Annotated in this window: 16 protein-coding genes; 7 read left to right on the forward strand and 9 right to left on the reverse strand. The window is 66.2% G+C overall.

Features of this window, described 5'->3' with window-relative positions; genetic code table 11:
• Positions 1 to 162 precede the first annotated feature (162 nt).
• Positions 163 to 1218 (forward strand): AraC family transcriptional regulator, encoded by a 1056-nt coding sequence (locus JC881_RS16250; protein WP_233101835.1) that lies wholly within the window; start codon positions 163 to 165, stop codon positions 1216 to 1218.
• 60 nt (positions 1219 to 1278) lie between these two features.
• Here the strand turns inward: JC881_RS16250 and JC881_RS16255 are convergent, their stop codons facing one another.
• From JC881_RS16255 to JC881_RS16280, 6 genes are all read right to left on the reverse strand, one after another.
• A complete protein-coding gene (locus tag JC881_RS16255; RefSeq protein WP_198786942.1) occupies positions 1279 to 2451 on the reverse strand; it encodes an ABC transporter substrate-binding protein in 1173 nt (390 codons plus the stop codon).
• A 29-nt stretch (positions 2452 to 2480) separates the two neighbouring features.
• The gene (locus JC881_RS16260; RefSeq protein ID WP_198786741.1) at positions 2481 to 3188 is read right to left on the reverse strand and encodes an ABC transporter ATP-binding protein; all 708 of its coding nucleotides are present in this window, start codon (positions 3186 to 3188) and stop codon (positions 2481 to 2483) included.
• A complete protein-coding gene (locus JC881_RS16265; RefSeq protein ID WP_198786742.1) occupies positions 3175 to 3939 on the reverse strand; it encodes an ABC transporter ATP-binding protein in 765 nt (254 codons plus the stop codon). The genes JC881_RS16260 and JC881_RS16265 overlap by 14 nt, the downstream gene beginning before the upstream one ends.
• Positions 3932 to 4969, reverse strand: a complete 1038-nt coding sequence (locus JC881_RS16270) for a branched-chain amino acid ABC transporter permease (RefSeq protein ID WP_198786743.1) — start codon at positions 4967 to 4969, stop codon at positions 3932 to 3934. The genes JC881_RS16265 and JC881_RS16270 overlap by 8 nt, the downstream gene beginning before the upstream one ends.
• Positions 4969 to 5835: a branched-chain amino acid ABC transporter permease gene (locus JC881_RS16275; RefSeq protein ID WP_198786744.1), complete on the reverse strand. Its 867-nt coding sequence runs from the start codon at positions 5833 to 5835 to the stop codon at positions 4969 to 4971. Before JC881_RS16275 ends, JC881_RS16270 begins: the two co-directional genes overlap by 1 nt.
• A 247-nt stretch (positions 5836 to 6082) precedes the next feature.
• Positions 6083 to 8299, reverse strand: coding sequence for a DUF6351 family protein (locus JC881_RS16280; RefSeq protein WP_198786745.1), 2217 nt, complete (start codon positions 8297 to 8299; stop codon positions 6083 to 6085).
• 131 nt (positions 8300 to 8430) lie between these two features.
• Between JC881_RS16280 and JC881_RS16285 the strand changes: the two genes are divergently transcribed.
• Complete coding sequence (locus tag JC881_RS16285) at positions 8431 to 9531, forward strand: AraC family transcriptional regulator (protein ID WP_198786746.1); 1101 nt, start codon at positions 8431 to 8433, stop codon at positions 9529 to 9531.
• 31 nt (positions 9532 to 9562) lie between these two features.
• On the opposite strand, the gene JC881_RS16290 is transcribed toward JC881_RS16285, so the two are convergent.
• Entirely contained in the window at positions 9563 to 10207 is a 645-nt protein-coding gene (locus JC881_RS16290) for a GntR family transcriptional regulator (protein WP_198786747.1), read from the reverse strand.
• Positions 10208 to 10601: 394 nt separating this feature from the next.
• Between JC881_RS16290 and JC881_RS16295 the strand changes: the two genes are divergently transcribed.
• Genes JC881_RS16295 through JC881_RS16310 form a run of 4 tightly spaced genes read left to right on the forward strand, consistent with a single transcriptional unit; the run spans position 10602 to position 14513 of the window.
• Positions 10602 to 11669 carry a TauD/TfdA family dioxygenase gene (locus JC881_RS16295; RefSeq protein WP_198786748.1) on the forward strand — a complete coding sequence of 356 codons (1068 nt, stop codon included), beginning with the start codon at positions 10602 to 10604 and terminating at the stop codon, positions 11667 to 11669.
• Between the two features lie 55 nt (positions 11670 to 11724).
• Positions 11725 to 12600, forward strand: a complete 876-nt coding sequence (locus tag JC881_RS16300) for an ABC transporter substrate-binding protein (protein WP_198786749.1) — start codon at positions 11725 to 11727, stop codon at positions 12598 to 12600.
• 17 nt (positions 12601 to 12617) lie between these two features.
• Positions 12618 to 13757, forward strand: a complete 1140-nt coding sequence (locus tag JC881_RS16305; RefSeq protein WP_198786750.1) for an amino acid ABC transporter permease — start codon at positions 12618 to 12620, stop codon at positions 13755 to 13757.
• Between the two features lie 12 nt (positions 13758 to 13769).
• Positions 13770 to 14513 carry an amino acid ABC transporter ATP-binding protein gene (locus tag JC881_RS16310; RefSeq protein WP_198786751.1) on the forward strand — a complete coding sequence of 248 codons (744 nt, stop codon included), beginning with the start codon at positions 13770 to 13772 and terminating at the stop codon, positions 14511 to 14513.
• A gap of 121 nt (positions 14514 to 14634) precedes the next feature.
• On the opposite strand, the gene JC881_RS16315 is transcribed toward JC881_RS16310, so the two are convergent.
• Entirely contained in the window at positions 14635 to 15843 is a 1209-nt protein-coding gene (locus JC881_RS16315) for a PrsW family intramembrane metalloprotease (protein WP_198786752.1), read from the reverse strand.
• On the reverse strand, positions 15840 to 16400 hold the full coding sequence (locus JC881_RS16320; RefSeq protein ID WP_198786753.1) for a hypothetical protein: 561 nt from the start codon (positions 16398 to 16400) through the stop codon (positions 15840 to 15842). The genes JC881_RS16315 and JC881_RS16320 overlap by 4 nt, the downstream gene beginning before the upstream one ends.
• Positions 16401 to 16490: 90 nt before the next feature.
• Between JC881_RS16320 and JC881_RS16325 the strand changes: the two genes are divergently transcribed.
• The gene (locus JC881_RS16325; protein WP_198786754.1) at positions 16491 to 16925 is read left to right on the forward strand and encodes a DUF3806 domain-containing protein; all 435 of its coding nucleotides are present in this window, start codon (positions 16491 to 16493) and stop codon (positions 16923 to 16925) included.
• The last annotated feature ends 6 nt before the right edge of the window (positions 16926 to 16931 follow it).

A 16931-nucleotide genomic window follows, 5' to 3' on the forward strand; every position in this document is an offset into this window, starting at 1 on the left:
GGAGGCCGCATTGCAGGTCGCACCCGGCCACGTGACCGGGTGCGCCTTGATGCTAGGAAGAATGCCTGCCGACGTGTTCCCGCTTCGCGCCAGAGAATTTGCAGATCCTGCCAAACTGCACTACGCTCGCGCGCCGATTCGAGCTTCAGCTGCGGCCCTGCCTTGGACCCCTTCAGCGCGACCCTTCCCACTTCCTACGTCAACGCCTTCGTCGAAGGACTGGCCCTTTCGCATGCGGACCTGAACCTGCTGGTGCGCCGCGCCAGCATTGACGCCCGGTTGCTCGCGCTGCCCGGCGCGCGGGTGACGCAGGAGCAGTTCGCGACCCTGTTCCAGCTGCTGGTGGCGCACCTGGAGGACGAGATGCCCGGCCTCTACGGCCGGCCGCTTCGCCGGGGCACGCTCAAGATCCTGCTGATCCTCATGCTGGACGCGCCCGACCTGGCGACCGCCATGCGGCGCTGGCAGCAATTCGACCGGGTGCTGCACGACGATTTCTCCTTCGAGGTCCGCCGCGAGGGCGCACTGGCCTCGATCGCCATCCGGCTCTACCCGACCCAGGCGCGCAGTGCGCGGCTCGTGCAGGAACTGCACCTGAAGCTCGTGCACGGCATCGCCTCGTGGATCGTGGGCAAACGGCTGGGCATCGAGCGGGTCGACTTCGCGTTTCCCCGGCCGCCCGACGCGGCCGAGTACGTCTACATCTTTCCGGGACCGGTCTACTTCGACCAGCCCGCCACGGCGATGTACATCGATGCGGCCTATCTGCAGCAACCGGTGCGAAGCCGCACCCGCTCGGAACTGCGCGACTTCCTGCAAGGCGCGCCGCAGAACTGGTTCTTCGTGCCCTTCGACAAGACGCTGCTGAGCCATCGTCTGCGCAGCCACCTGGAGTCGCGCCTGCACGAGAGCAGCAACATCCAGTCCGCGGCGTTGGCCCTCAATTGTTCCGAGCGCACCCTGGCGCGCCATCTCAGCGCGGAGGGAACGACGTTCCAGCAGGTGAAGGACGTGCTGCGCCGCGACATCGCGGTCCAGAAACTGCTCAAGAGCCGCGAGAGCATCGCCGCGATTGCGCGCGCGACGGGCTTCGCCACCGTCAGCGCGTTCCATCGGGCGTTCCGTTCGTGGACGGGAAGCACGCCGCTGGCCTACAGGCGCCAGGCGGGCCGCGCGCACCGCGTGGCGGCACCCCAGGGGGTGGCGCTCACGCAATGAGCATGTTCATTACGCGCCACTCATTGCGCACCATTGCGCGAGCGGCGCCCCTTGATCCCGTTACTTCATCAACTCGCTCAGGCTCACCGGCCTGACCTTCCCGCCATCCACCGTCGCCACCAGCGGGTCGACGATGGTGCCGCCGACGGCGTCCACGCCCTTGAAGGAGCCTGCATTGGTCTTCTCGGGCAGCTGGATGAGCGCGTCTCCGATCTTGGCGCGGATGGCCGCGGCGTCGGTGGTCGTGCCGGCCATCTTCATCGCGCCCGCGAGCGCGTGGACCAGCGCGTAGTTGTAGGAAGACTCGGTGGTCGGGTCCTTGTCGGCGCCGTAGGCCTTGCGGTAGGCCGCGGCAAAGGCCTTGGGGCCCGCGCGATCGTCGTACGACACCGGCAACACGCCGATCGCGCCTTCCAGCGGCGCGAGGCCGCCCGTGACCTTGGCCATCTCGTCGAGCTTGGCCTGGTCCATGATGAGGAAGCCGCCCTTGAAGCCCAGCTCGCGCGCCTGCTTGGCGACCAGCGCCGTGGGCTCGGAGGGACCGCCGATGAACAGCACGTCGGGCTTCTCGGCCAGCACGCGGCTCACGCCGCTGTAGAAGTCGGCCGAGCGGTTGTACGACATGGGGTTGTTCGACACCACGGTGCCGCCGGCCTTGGTCCAGGCCGGTTCGAACAGCGCGCTCCAGTTCTTGGCGTACTCGTGGTCGCCCGGCAGCATGCCGACCTTCTTGCCGTACTTCTTCATCTCGTAGCGGGTGAAGGGCTCGATGTACGAATTGAACGTGGGCGGAATGCGGATGGTGAGCTTGTTGCCGGTCTCGGTGATCTTGGGCGTGCTGGAGTACGCCATCACGATGAACTTCTCCTGCTCGTTGAAGGCCTGCATCGCGTAGATGCCGCCCGAGTGCGGCACGAACACGGCCGGCGTCTGGTGCTGCTGCACCAGGCGGCGCGCGTTGATGGCGGCTTCGGCCGGCGCGTACTTGTCGTCGAGCGCCACCAGCTCCAGCTTGACCTTCTTGCCGGCCACCTCCAGGCCCGCCGCGTTGATCTCCTTGATGGCCATCTCCATGCCGTTGACCACGTTCTTGCCGTAGAGCGCGGCGCCGCCGCTCAGCGGTCCGGTGAAGCCGATCTTGACGGTCTCCTGCGCGAAGGCGGTGCCCGCGCCGAGCAGCAGGACGGCGAAGGGCAGGGCGGCAAGCCTGCGGCGTGAAAGGGCGGTCTTCATCATTGCGTTGGTCTCCTGGTTGTAGGGGGTCAGGCCCCGATGTACGCGGCCCGCACGGCCTCGTTGTTGAGCAAGGACTCGCGATCGCCCTCCAGCGCGATGCGCCCGCGTTCGATCACGTAGGCGCGATGCGCGATGGCCAGCGCCGAGTAGGCGTTCTGTTCGGCCAGCAGCACGGTCGTGCCCTGCCTGTTGATGCGCTCGATGACCTCGAACACCTGCTTGACCACCAGCGGCGCCAGGCCGAGCGAGGGCTCGTCGAGCAGCAGCACCTTGGGCCGCCCGAGCATCGCGCGGCCGATGGCCACCATCTGCTGCTGGCCGCCCGAGAGCGAGCCCGCCGGGTCGTTCTGCTTCACTTCGAGAATGGGGAAGAGGCTGAACACCTCGTCGAGCGAGCGCTGGATGCCGGCCTTGTCGCGCCGGTGCACATAGGCGCCCAGCGTGAGGTTCTTGCGCACCGACATCATCGGGAACAGCTTGCGGCCTTCGGGGCAATGCACGAGGCCCGCTGCAACGATCTGCGCCGGCCGATGCCCCGCGATCTCGCGCTCGCCCAGGCGGATGCGCCCCGCGCTCGGGCGCTGGATGCCGCTGGCCGCCATGAAGATCGACGTCTTGCCCGCGCCGTTCGCGCCCAGCAGCACGACCAGCTCGCCGGGCTCGGCATGCAGCGTCACGCCGCTCAATGCGCGAAAGCTGCCGTAGTGCAGGTCGACGCCTTCAAACCGCAGCATGGTCGGCTCCCAGGTAGGCTTCGATGACATGCGGATCGCGGCGTATTTCGGCGGGCGTGCCCTCCGCGATCTTTGCGCCGTTGTTCAGCACGACGATCTTGTCGGCCAGCCGCATGATCATGTCCATCTTGTGTTCGATGAGGCACACGGTCTTGCCGTGGTCCACCAGCTTGCGGATCAGCGCGGCCAGGCCCACGGTCTCCTCGGGGTTCACGCCGCCGGCCGGTTCGTCCAGCAGCATCAGCTCGGGGTCGGTGGCCAGCGCGAGCGCAAAGGCCACGCGCTTGCGTTCTTCCTGGGTGATGTCGGCCGCGATGCGGTGGGCCACGTGCGAGAGGCCGACGAACTCGAGCGCCTCTTCGGCCTTGTCGCGGCACAGGCGTTCCTCGTCGCGCAGGCGCCGGCTGTTGACGAGCACATCCCACAGGCCCGAGTGCGTGCGCAGCCGATGGCCCACGATGAGGTTGTCCAGCACCGTCGCGTTGTCGAACAGGTGGGTGCTCTGGAAGGTGCGCGCGATGCCCAGCCGCGCGATGTGGTCGGGGCGCATGCCGGTCACGTCCTTGCCGTTGAACACGATGCGCCCCGAGCTCGGCTTGTGCGTGCCCGCCACGAGGTTGAAGAAGGTGGTCTTGCCCGCGCCGTTGGGGCCGATGATGGCGCTCACCTGGCCGCGTTCGAAACGCGTGCTCACGCTGTCCACGGCGGTGAGGCCGAAGAACTGCTTGGTCATGTCGTGGATCTCAAGCATTTGGCTGCGCCTCGGTGGTCGTCGCTTTTTTCGGGGCGTGGGGGGCGGAGGGCGCGGAGTGGGAGGGCGCGGCGGCGCGCCTGGCATCCGCGCGCCGCGCGCGGCGCTTGAGCCACGTGCCCACGATGCCGTCGGGCAGGAAGATGATCAGCGCGATCAGCACCGGTCCGAACACCACCATGCGGTAGTCCTGCAGGAACTGCAGGCTCTGCGTCAACCACGTCACGAGGAAGGTGCCCACCAGCGGGCCCAGCAGGGTGCCGATGCCGCCCACCAGCACGAACATCACGAGGTCGAAGGTCACGGCCTCGCTCGCCAGGTCGGGCCCGAGAAAGCGCACCTGCCCCGCATAGAGCGCGCCGGCAAAGCCCGCATACACCACCGACAGCACGAACGACAGCGTCTTCGTGCGCATGAGGTCGGTGCCCAGCGCTTCGGCCAGCGCGTCGCTGTTGCGCACGGCCATGAAGCTGCGCCCGAGCAGCGAGCGCACGATGCGCGCCATGACCCAGATGCCCAGCGCCAGGAAGGCCAGCACCAGGTAGTACTGCGCGAGCGGCGTGCCGAACTGCAGCGGCCCGATGCCCGTGGGCGCGGGGATGCCCATGATGCCCACCGGCCCGTGCGTGAGGCTTTCCCACTTCTCGATCAGCAGGAACATGATGTAGCTCACGCACAGCGTGAAGATCGAGAAGTAGTGGCCCTTCAACCGCAGCGACAGGATGCCGATGAAGTAGCCCAGCACCGCGGTCACGAGGCCCGCCGCGGCGAAGGCGATCCAGAACGGCACGTGATGGTCCACCGTGAGAATGCCCACCGTGTAGGCACCCACCGCCATGAACGCGCCGTGCGCCAGGTTGAACTGCCCCGTGTAGCCGGTGATGAGGTTCAGCCCCAGCGCCGCGATGGCCATGATGAAGGCCTGCGTGGCCACCGAGATCAGGTAGTTGTTCTGCGCGAACAGCGGAAACGCCAGCGCGACGGCCGCCAGCAGCGCCCATCCGGCCTTGCCTTGAAGGAGCCGGCCCATCAGCGCGCTCCCTTCGGCGTGAACAGGCCTTGCGGTCGGAACGACAGGATCACCACCAGCAGCACGAAGGCGATGATGTCCTTGTAGTCGGTCGAGAAATAGAAACCGCCGAAGCTCTCGGCCATGCCGATGATCAGCCCGCCCACGATGGCGCCGGGAAAGCTCCCCATGCCCCCGAGGATGATGATCACGAAGGCCTTGGTGATGACCAGGTTGCCCATGGCCGGATACACCAGGTTGATCGGCGCATAGAGCACCGCCGCAATGGCGGCCAGCGCCCCCGAGATCGCGAACACCAGGAGCGTCACGCGCGTGGCGTCGATGCCCACCAGCGCCGCGCCGTCGCGGTTCTGCGCCATCGCGATGATGGTGGAGCCCAGCACCGTGTGATTGAGAAAGAGGTGCAGCAACACCATCAGCCCGAACGCCCCCGCGATGATGAGCAGGCGCTGCAGCGGCGCCGTGAGCCCGAACACTTCGACGATCTGGCCGTAGGGCGTGGGCATGCGATGGAAGTCCGCGCCGAACATCGCCTGCGCGCCGGCCTCGATGAACAGCAGGATGCCGATGGCCGCGATCATGTCGTGCAGGTCCGGCGCATTGCGCAGCGGATGGAACACCAGCCGCTCGGCCAGCATCGCGATCACCGCCACCACCACGGCGGCGCCGGCCATGGCGAGCCAGTAGTTCAGGCCGAAGGCCGTCATGAGGTAGTAGCCCGCGAACGCGCCTGCCATGTAGAAGGCGCCGTGCGCGAAGTTCGGCACGTGCAGGATGCCGTAGACGAGCGTGAGGCCCAGGGCCACCAGGCTGTAGACGCCTCCCACGGTCAGGCCATTGAGCAGTTGCTGAAAGAACAGTTCCACGTCGCTCCTTGTTCGTTGTGCCGTGTTCGGCAGCGCGGAACGATGCCGGCTGCCAAGGCACAGGATTGTGAAAGCCAGCGTGGGGTCCGTCGACTCAGGTTTGCCCGCACCAGCGCTGTCGCTTCAGCGACTCGACGGTGGTCGCTGAAGCGGCTGCGCTTCCGGAGGCGACGCTGCTGCATCGCCTCGCGAAAGCCCCATTCCCTCGTCCATGCCCTCGTGAGAGGGCCGGATGGAGCTCGGGCACTCAGTTCAGTTCGCCGTACTTCTGGTAGGTGCCCTTGAGCGCAACCTGTCCCACGCCGGGTTTGGACCAGTCGCACACGCCGTCCGGGAACACGGTGTTCAGCCGCGTCCATTGCAGGGGCGTGAACGTGGGCACGTAGTCGGCGGCGGCCAGCGGCTTGAGTTGGCACTTGCTGATGTCGTTCGTCGCCGGTGCGCCAGCCTGTTGCCGCGGTTCGCCGTGCAGCGGGTACAGCGCCGAGCAGATGCCGGTGGCGCCGTAGGCCGGCGACTCGTTGAAGCGCGTGCCGTTCACGTCGAAGCAGGCATCGGTCGCCGTGCCCGGCTTGTGAGCGACGACCTTGTCGATCGACAGTGGCGCGGGATCGTCCGTGATGCCATCGAGCCAGGCGGTCATCACGTCGAGTGACAGCGACGCGAGCGGGTAGCCCGTGCGCGGGCCGACCCAGATCACCTGGTTGTCCGTGCGGCCGTTGGCGCGCTGCAGCCGTGCGCGCACCACCAGGTCGCGCTCGTGCGAGTGGATGTCGCCCGATGCGTCGTTGTAGGTGCGCGAATGCAGGATCGGCACCTGCGCCAGGCCGCCGCCGCCCGAATTGACGAGCCCGCTTTCGTAGGCGCGCTGCAGGGCCAGCGGGTCGCCCACCGTGCGCTTGGGCACCGGGTTGCCGTCCTTGTCGTAGCCGCCCACCTTCTCGTTGAGCAGCACGAACTCTTCGGCGCTGATGGCGCCCTTGTTGACCGCCTCCAGGCCGTACTGCAGGCCCACGTTGTCCAGCGGGCTGCGCGCGAAACCGGTGGCCGGGTCGCGGCCTACGACGTTGGTGCGCATGTCGGCGGTGGTGCAGCGCGCGCCCTTGGGGTTGTTGATCGGGTCGTAGACCTTGGTCGTGTCCTTCAGTGCGCAGCCTGCCGCGTTGGTCGCGACGATGGTGTTGACGAAGCTCAGGTCCCAGGCGCGGCAGGTGCCGTTGGTGAAGCCGTCCACGGCCGCGCGCTTGGGGTTGGTCCAGGTTGCCAGGTCGGCCTTGTAGACGTTCTCCAGCAGGCGGCAATCGGCCACGTGCAGGCTGCCGTCGGGGAAGGTCAGCGACGGTTGCAGGCCGTCCAGCAGGCCCGGGTAGATCTGCGTGATCACCAGCTGCTGGATGGCGCCGCCCGAGCCGCCGCTGCCGGCGGTCCACTTGGGCACGCCGTAGGTCTCCACGAAGAGTTCCTTGAGCATCATCAGCGTCTCGCCCTGCAGCACCGCGTTGCCGCGCTGGCCGTTCACGAGCTCGGTGGAGATCATGTAGGCGAAGCCGCGCGAGAGCTGCAGGTCGGCGAGCGCATCGGTCGCCTGGTTGACGCCCTGGTTGTACTGCGTGCCGGCCCCGCCGCCGAAGCTCACGACGAGGCGGTGGTTCCAGCCCGCGCTGGGCTTGTACTTGGCCGGGTCCACGCTGTCGGCCGTGGGCTCGTCGAGCACGCCGATGCGGTAGATCGTGCGCCCGACGGTGCCCGAGTCGACGCGCACGATGTAGGGCACCTTCTTGCCCTCGATGGTCGTGGTCTCTGCCAGATCCGTCGGACGCGACAGCGGATCGGCCAGTGGCTTGAAGCTGCCCGCGGCCGTGCGGTAGAAGTAGTCCAAGCGCCGCGTGGCCGAGCAGTTGGCGTCCAGCGGCGCGCCCATGTTCGACTCGACGGTGCGGCATTCGTAGGGCGCGAGCAGCGGGCCGGCCAGGATCGGCCCGGTCTGCGCGTAGTTGGTCAGCACGAGCTTGGCCTCCGATGCCGAGCGGCCTTGCGCGCTCGCGGTGACCGACAGCGTGTTCTCACCCTCGGTCAAACCCTTTATCACGCCGCGCAACTTGCCGGTATCGTCGGCACTGAGTTGTTCGGTGACCGTCTTTCCGTTCAGCGCCACCGTCAGCTGCGACGTGCTGCTGCCTTGCGGCGCCTTCACCTCGACCAGTGCGTCGCCGCCGCTCACGTACTGTGGCTTGGAGGAGAGCAGGGCGATCGAGGGCTTGTCCAACTGCGCCGGCGGCGGGTTGTTGTTGCCGCCACCGCCGCCGCCGAAGATGGGCGCAAAGCCGCTGCCGTTGTCCGAAGAGCCTCCGCAGCCCGCGAGCATTGCCGCGCCGGCGAGGGCGAATGAAAGTAGATGCAGATGTCGCGAATGCGGCCGCGCATGCGGCTGCGCGATCGATGCCGAATCGAGCGTGTGTTTCATGGTTGTCTCTCAGTTGTTCTAGGAATCGACCCGATGACTCTCTTGCTGCCTCCTCGGGTCGGAGCCGACTCTAGCCAGCGCATCCCGACCCGTGTTCTCGGATCGCGCCAACTTCGTTTGCATATCGCGCCATGTTGATTGCCGCGGCCAAGGAACACCGAAGCGCGCAGGCCTTCGAGCAGCGGCCGACGCTGCCCATCTCCTACGTGCAGAGCTTCCTGCACGGCCTTGCGCTCGAGGGCGACACGCTGCATCGGCTGCTGCGCCAGGCCACCATCTCGCCCGCGCTGATGGCGCAGCCCGCGGGCCGCGTGACCGAGGAGCAGTTCTCGCAGCTGTTCCGCGGCGTCGCGCTCGAACTGGACGACGAGATGCCCGGCCTCTATGCGCGGCCGCTGCGCTGCGGCACGCTCAAGATACTGAGCATCCTCATGCTCGACGCACCCAACCTGCACACCGCGCTGCGGCGCTGGGCGCAGTTCAACCACGTGCTGGACGACGGCTCGCGGTTCACCGTGCGCCGCGACGAGCGCCATGCATGGGTGCGCGTGGACGCCTATCCGCCCAGGAGCCGCAGCGCGCGCCTGGTGCAGGAGCTGCACCTGAAGCTGGTGCACGGCATGTGCTCATGGGTGATCGGCGCGCGCATCGAGCTGGCGCGCATCGACTTCAGCTTCGCGCGGCCGCACGACGCGGCCGACTATCTCTTCATGTTTCCGGGCCCGGTGCACTTCGACCAGCCGCACACCGCGATGGCTTTCGACCTCAAGTACCTCGACCGGCCGGTGCAGCCGCATTCCAAGCTGGAGCTGCGCAGGTTCCTGATGCGCGCGCCGCTGGACTGGCTCTTCGTGCCGGTGGGGCAGAGCAGCACGACGCAGTGCGTGCGCACCTTCCTGGAAGCGAACCTCGGATTCGACAGTGACATCGCGCATGTGGCCGCGGCCTTTGGCCTTTCGGCGCGCACGCTGGTGCGCCACCTGCAGGCCGAGGGCATGAAGTTCCAGGACATCAAGGACGCGCTGCGGCGCGACATCGCGATCTCTCGCCTGACGCGAGGCACCGAGCCGCTGATCGCCATCGCCGTCGACCTGGGCTTCTCGAGCGTGGCGGCTTTTCACCGCGCCTTTCGCAGCTGGACCGGCGGCACGCCCGGCGACTACCGTGATCGCGAGGCGATCGCGGCGTCGCGCGAATTGCCGGAGGCCTTGCTGCAAGCCGGGACACGGTGATGACGCAGGCGCGTTGATGCGGCGCTCGCCGTCACGGTCCGGCCAACGCCGCCTGCGTGTGCTCGATGTGCTTCTCCAGCAATTCCACCGCGAGCGGAATGTCTTTGGCGATGCAGGCCTTCAGGATCTGGGTGTGTTCGGCCTGCGATGACTTGCGCCCCACCTTGTGCGACTGCAATGCCCGCAGGTGCCGGGCGATGCCTCGCACGCTCTCCTCGATCATCTTGAGCAGCTTGTCGCGCCCACATGGGCGGTAGAGCGTCAGGTGGAATTCGAGATTCAGGTCGGCCCACTCCTGCGGCGATTCGCTGCCGGCGTAGCGCGCGATGATTTCCCTGGCGGCGCGGTGGTTCGCGGGGCGCAGGTGCGGGATCGCCAGCTTGAGCGCTCTCGTTTCCAGCGCGATCCGGATGTCCAGCGCCTCGATCAGGTCCTTGATCGACTGCGATGCAACGGTCGATCCCTGGTGGGCGCGGTGTTCGATGAGGCCTTCGGCCTCCAGGCGCTTGAGCGCCTCGCGAACGGGGATGCGGCTGACGCCGAAGCGCTCGGCCAGCGCCTGTTGTTTCAGCTGCACGCCGATCCCCAGTTCACCGCTCAGGATGAGTTGCCGCAAGGATTCCGTGACGGAATCGGCCGAGAGGATCTGATCGCCGATCGGTGCCTGGGCCACCATTCGAACTCCCTTGTTGTCTTCACCATGAACTGCGCGGAATTCTACGGAAGATCCCATCTCGGATCCGTCGCTCGAAGGGGAGGGCAGACGTCGAACGCGGCGCGATTCCCTGGATGCAGCGTGAGGAACTGGGAGAACTGATCCTGGATTGGATCCAATCTGGAACGCTTCTTGCTCGACATTTTCTTTGGAGGCCAGGGCGAAAACAAAGGCCCCGAATTTGTGCGTCGCGCCCAATATTGGATCCAATGTTGGATTTCATCATGGAGCCATTCGGTAGGTGTTTGCCCTCGATTGGCCCCCGCCCCGGTTGCGGCGGGCGCGACTCGCTGCATAACATCGGCGCCTGTCTATACATCGTTAGACAAAGCCACATCATCTTTCTGGAGAGTTCATGTCCGAGTCGAGTTATCTGAACGGCACTTGCGTTTGGTCTGGTGCTGAGATGGGCCAAAACCATCGATGGGTCAAACAGTTTCCCTCGATCGTGCTGGCGCAAATCGATGCAGCGTTGCAGAAGACGGAGGGGCTCGATTGGCGCAGGATCGATCGTCAGAACTTCGCGCTCCCCGATGCCGCCGCGTTCTTCGACGAGGTTCGCCAAGAGCTGGAGAACGGCTCCGGCATGGTCAAGATCCGCGGCCTCGACGTGAGCCGCTACCACCAGGAGCAGCTGCGCCGACTCTGGTATGCCTTCGGTGCCCATCTGGGCACGCCGATGTTCCAGAACTACCGCGGCGAGGTCATGCGCGAGATCAAGGACGAGGGGATGGGCGTGGGTGCGAAGCTCTATGGGGCGACCGTCGACGAACACGGCCAGCAGTTCCTGTCTTCGGGTGCGCGCACGTTGTCGCCGGGACAATTGCGCTTTCATACCGATCGCTGCGACGTGGTCGGGCTGCTGTGCGTGCGCCAGGCCTCCGAAGGCGGCGTCAGCAAGCTCGCCAGCAGCGCGACCGTCTACAACAGGATCCTGGAGCGCCGGCCCGATCTGCATGCCCTTCTTTGCAAACCGATTCCCCGCAGCCGATTCGGCGAGGAGGCCGGCGGCGAGCATGTGGCCTACGATCTTCCGATCTTCGGCGTGCGCGACGGCAAGCTCACGAGTCACTTCTCGCTGACCTACATCGAGAACGCGCAGATGCTGCCCGGTGTCCGCAAACTGAGCGATGCCGAGTGGGAAGCCATCCACATGCTGATGGACGTCGCCGAAGAGGAGTGCTTCGAGATGCGCTTCGCGCCCGGCGACATTCAGCTGCTGAACAACCACGTCATCTATCACGGCCGCACGGCTTTCAAGGACAACGTGCAGACCGGCGAGGACCGCATGCTCATGCGGCTATGGCTTTCGGTGCCCAACTCACGCGCGCTGCCCGGCGACCATGCCGTGCTGTGGGGCGATGTCGCCTCGGGCAAGCCGCACGGCGGGATCGCGCAGCCCGCTGCGGCACTGCCTGCTTGAATCAGGGCATCGAACCTGCCGCCTCTCAATTCCAATCAACCAACGGAGCCCCGACATGAAATTCCACAAGCGCAAGCAAGCAACTTCCAACGCACGGCCGATCTCTTCGGTACTTGCCGCACTCATCGTGAGCGCCGTGTCGTGCACGGCCTTGGCAGCACCGGACTATGGCAAATGCGAAGTCACGGGCCAGCGCGGTTCGGTGAAGCTGGAAACGGTGGTCCCGGGCGCGCTTTCGGTGCGGCCCGTGCTGCCTTCGCCGGGGTGGTGGAACGGGGACTCGATCGACACGATCAAGGACGGGTTCGAGTACTGCATGGCCGCCAACATGGCGTACCGCGCGGGCCTGGATCGCGTGGTGGTGGTGAATCGCTCGTTCGCCCAGATCCTGACCGGACAGGCCCAGGGCTTCGACATCGCGCTGAGCCAGGTGACCATCACGGACGAGCGAAAGAAGGTGGTGAACTTCACCGAGCCGTACTTCAGCTCGGACCAGGGAATTCTCGTGAAAGCCGGCGTCAAGGCCGACAAGGAGAGCATCAAGAAGATGCGTCTCGGCGTGAAGCAGGGGACCACCATCCTTGGCTACCTTGCAGACAACGTCAAGCCCGTGGAGCAGCCCAAGGTCTTTGCCGAAGCGGCCGCGATGTACGCGGCACTCGCCGCCGGCCAGGTCGATGCCGTGCTGTACGACACGCCCAACCTGCTGGCCCGCGCCAAGCAATCCAACGGGATGTTCGAGGTCGTCGGCCGCTACGACACGGGTGAGCGCTGGGGTGGCCTCGTCAACAAGGACTCGGTGAACATGCCGACCTTCAACAAGTTGATCGAGGAGATGAAGCGCGACGGCACGTTCGCGAGACTGGCGAACCAGTACCTGACGCCCACGCTCGGTGCCGATCCCACCAAAGTGCCTGTCTTCAACCCCTGAGACCCGAGACCCCGACCATGAACAGCGCACCGCAGCAGTCCGCCGGAATGCCTCCTCCAGCCGCGGGGCAGGAGCGCCGCCTGAACATCGGGGGCATGCCGAAAGTGCCGCTGGTGCTCTTTGCCTTTGCACTGGTGGGCGTGCTCCTTGTCGTCGCGGCCAGCTGGTACACGATCCAGTCCCTGCGTGAAGCCTTGAGGGGCAGCGCCTGGGATGGCTGGTGGACATCGGTGGGAGCAGGCGCCCTGGCGATCGCATCGCTCTGCGTGGCCTGGCCGCTGGTGCGTGCGTTGCGTCGCTGCCGGGGCGTTCGGGCCGCGGTGGGACGCATGGATGTCGTGGCGGCGCGCATCGAGAGATCCGACGCCTGCGTGCAGAGCTGGATTGCGCTGGGCTACACGCTGGCGCAATTCATCGTGGTGCTGGGCTTTCAGTTCCTGCTGGCCAACAACCAGGCGGTCGCCAAGACGTTCTTCCTGGTGCCGTTGATCGTCAAGACATTCCCGCTGGTCCTCGATGCGTTCTGGGTCAACGTGAAGATCTTCCTGATCGCGGAGGTCCTCGTGCTGGTCTGGGGGTTGATCGTGGCGCTGGCGATGTTCGCTCCCGGCGCGGCCGGAAAGCCCTTGCGCTTCATCGCGACCGCCTACGTCGACGTGTTCCGGTCGATCCCCGCCGTTCTGGTGATCTACCTCGTCGGCTTCGGTCTTCCCTTGACGGGCGTGCCCATCCTGAAGGACCTGTCGCTCACGACCTATGTGGTGGTCGCGTTGACGCTGACCGTGGGTGCCTATGTCGCCGAGATCTATCGCGCGGGCATCCAGAGCGTTCACTGGAGCCAGACCGCCGCGTCCCGGTCGCTGGGGCTGTCGCACATGCAGACGCTGCGGTTCGTGGTCGTGCCGCAGGGCGTGCGCCAGATCATTCCGCCGCTTCTCAATGCGTTCATCGCGCTGCAGAAGGACACCGCGCTGGTCAACGTGGTCGGGGTCGTCGACTCGTTCAATCAATCGATGATCGTTGCCTCGAACTACTACAACCTGTCCGCCGCGACCACCGTCGCGCTGCTCTTCATCGTCATTTCCATCCCCCAGACGCGCTTCGTGGAGCGGATGGCCCGCCGCGACCGCGCCCGCATGCGGGCGGGCAACGCTTAACAAAGTTTCAACATGTCCTTTATCGAGATCCGGGAAATTTCGAAGTCGTACGGCGACCTGCCGGTGCTCAACCGGTTGGCGATGTCGGTCGAAGAGCATCAGGTGGTGAGCCTCATCGGTCCCTCGGGGTCCGGGAAGTCGACGCTGCTGCGTTGCATCAACGGCCTGGAGCCCATCGATTCGGGAGAGATACGGGTGCACGGCGACCGCATCACGGGGCCCGGCGTGGACGTCAACTCCCTGCGCCGCGACATCGGCATCGTGTTCCAGGGCTACAACCTGTTCCCGCACATGACCGTCCTGCAGAACGTGACGCTCGCGCCGATCCAGGTCCTGAAGCAGCCCAGGGCCGAGGCCGAAGACCGCGCCATGGAATTGCTCAAGCGCTTCAGCCTCGCGCACAAGGCCAAGGAATATCCCGATCGCATGTCGGGCGGCCAGCAGCAGCGCGTTGCGATCGTCCGCGCACTGGCCATGGACCCCATGGTCCTGCTGCTCGATGAAATCACTTCCGCGCTGGATCCCGAACTGGTGTCCGAAGTGCTCAATATCGTGCGCGACCTGGCGAACGAAGGCATGACCATGCTGCTGGCAACCCACGAAATGGGTTTTGCACGGGAGGTTTCGTCGAAGGTGTGTTTCCTGTGCGACGGCGTTGTCTGCGAGGAGGGGCCTCCGGAACAGATCTTCGCCGAGCCGCAGCGCGACCGGACCCGTTCGTTCCTGCGCAGCATCCGGGAGGCAAAGCGCATCTAGCGCGAACGATCGTGGCGATCGCCCGCCTCACCTTGATCGGTTGGGCGCAACCCGAGGGCCGAGCCCGCGAGGGGCACGCGTGGCGGCAACCGTCAGTTGCCGGCAGCGTCGGCGCCGCGCTTCATCGCGGTGTTGCCGCGACGAGCGGCTCCAGTTCGGCCCGCAGCCGCCTGATCGCCACCTCGTGCCGCAGCGTCTGCGCCCCGCGCCCGTACGTCATCGCCTTGCGCACGAGGCGCAACTGCTCGCGCTGCAACTGCGTCTTCAGCCACCTCGCGCGCAGGCCGAAAGTCCAGCCCATTTCGCGGCGGACCTTGTAGCGCTGCAGCGGGGCGCCCAGGCGCACCCATTCGTCATCGCGGATGAGTTCGCGCTCGGGCACGAAGTAGGCCGCGAGCGCGTGCAGGTACGCGCCGTTCTCGCGCGCGGCAACGCGCCAAAACAGCCCGACCGCGATCATCGCGGGGATGCCCTTGACCACGAGCATCACGGCCATCTCGCCGTAGCCGCCGTCGAAGAGGTCCTCCAGCCACGGCGAGTTCCAGATGAAGTGCATGGCCCATGCAAGCGCGAAGCACAGGAGGGCCACGGCAGTGCGCGTTGCCTTCGATCGCTCCGGGTGCAACAGGAACCATGCGACGCCGAAGGACGCGATCGTCGTGTAGGCCGCGTGGCTCCAGAGGCCGCTCAGGAGGCCACGCGTGAACAGGTTCAGGAACACCGGAGCCACCTGGTTCTCGAGCGGAAAATGCATCGACGCGTTGACGGTGTAGGTGAGGTTCTCGATCACCTGGAAGCCCAGCCCCGCCATCGCGCCCACGATCAGAACCGAGAGGTAGGTCTGGAACTGGTTGCGCGCGACCAGCACCAGCAGGACGACGCCCGCGAGCTTCAGGAACTCCTCGGTGATCGGCCCCGCGATGGCCGGCCCCCAGAGCGCCACGAAGTCCGGCGACACCAGCTTGGCGCACAGGCCCTGGATGGCCATGTTCGCCGGCGCGGCGAAATACACCGCGCCGAAACCACCCCATGCGAAGGCCAGCACGAAGGCCTCGGGCGGGTGCTGCTCGAGCAGGTCCAGCGTGCGGAAGACGAGAACGAAGATCAGCGTGTACACGCCCCACACCAGGAGCCCCAGCAACGCGGTGACGGGCACCACGCGGAACCCCATGGAGAACATGTTGACCGTGTAGAAGAGCCCGTTGACGATCATCGCCGCGAGCAGCCAGAACGCCGCGCGTTGCGGCTGGAAGAACGAGTCGGTGCCCACCGGCCATTCGCCGCGGTCCTGTTCGGGGCCGGTGAGGCTCTGGGTGTCGCCGACGCTCATGGCGAAGCCTCCAGGTCCATCGATTCCAGCATGCTTCGGGCCTCGGCCATCGCTTCGTTCAGGCCGTCGCTGGCACCGTAGAAATCGATCTGCACGAGCGACTTGCGTTGCAGGTCGACCACCTGCCAGAAACGGCCGGCGAGCTTCGATCCGTAGTACGCGAAGGTCTTGCCCTGCAGGCCCCACGGTGTGACGAAATCGGAGACGTCGCCGTCGATCTCCAGGTGCTGGCCGCGCTCCATGAGCCGTTGCTGGCGCACCAGCGGCCCATCGGGACCGCCCACCCAGGGACCGGTGGTGACCAGGAACTTGTGGCCGCCCTTGAAGAGCATCAACGATCTGCCGGCCTTGGAGCGGGCCACGTCCATCTCCCATCCGTTGGCGGGCTCGAACCGGGCATGGCCGACGGCCACGGTCTGCCCCACGGGCAAGGGCCGCGCGCCGGGCGTGCGGTTGTTCCAGAAGGTGAGGCCCCCCACGTAGGCGGCGATGGCCAGCAGCACCGCGAGTGCGCCTGGCCAGGTGCGGTACGGGATGCGGCGTGAGGGCTCGGGCATGCGTGGATCGTGCCATACGATGCTGGCCCATCGACACGACTTCATGGCAAAGTGCCGGCCATCCCAACGAGTCGAAAAGAGACGCGCGCCATGGAACAAAAAATCGAGACCCCCACCACTGACGACCTTCATGCCATCGCGCACCAGTTGATGCACGCGGCGGAACTGGTGTCCGAAGCGACGGGCCTTGCGCTGTCGGGAACGACGGCCGATCTGGCGGCGCTGCAGAAGGTCATCGACTCGAAGATCGTCGAGCCGGAGGCCACGTATTCGCTGCAGGCGCTGGGCCTGGCCTTCGGCAAGGTCTTCATCGAAACGCAGGAAAACTACGACTGGTGGATGGTCGAAGACGAGTACGGCAGGGACCCCGCGATCCGCTACAAGCAGACGACGCTGCTGCTGTTTCCGCAGACGATGCTTTCCAAGCGGATCGAGGATGGCGAGCCGGTCGATGTGGCAGAGATATTCAAGGGGTTGCAGGAGATGGTGCGGGAGGTGCTGGCGGAGCATTACCCGGGCGCCTAGAGGCAA

The organism is Variovorax sp. IB41 (assembly GCF_016405905.1).
Classification (GTDB): Bacteria; Pseudomonadota; Gammaproteobacteria; order Burkholderiales; family Burkholderiaceae_C; genus Variovorax.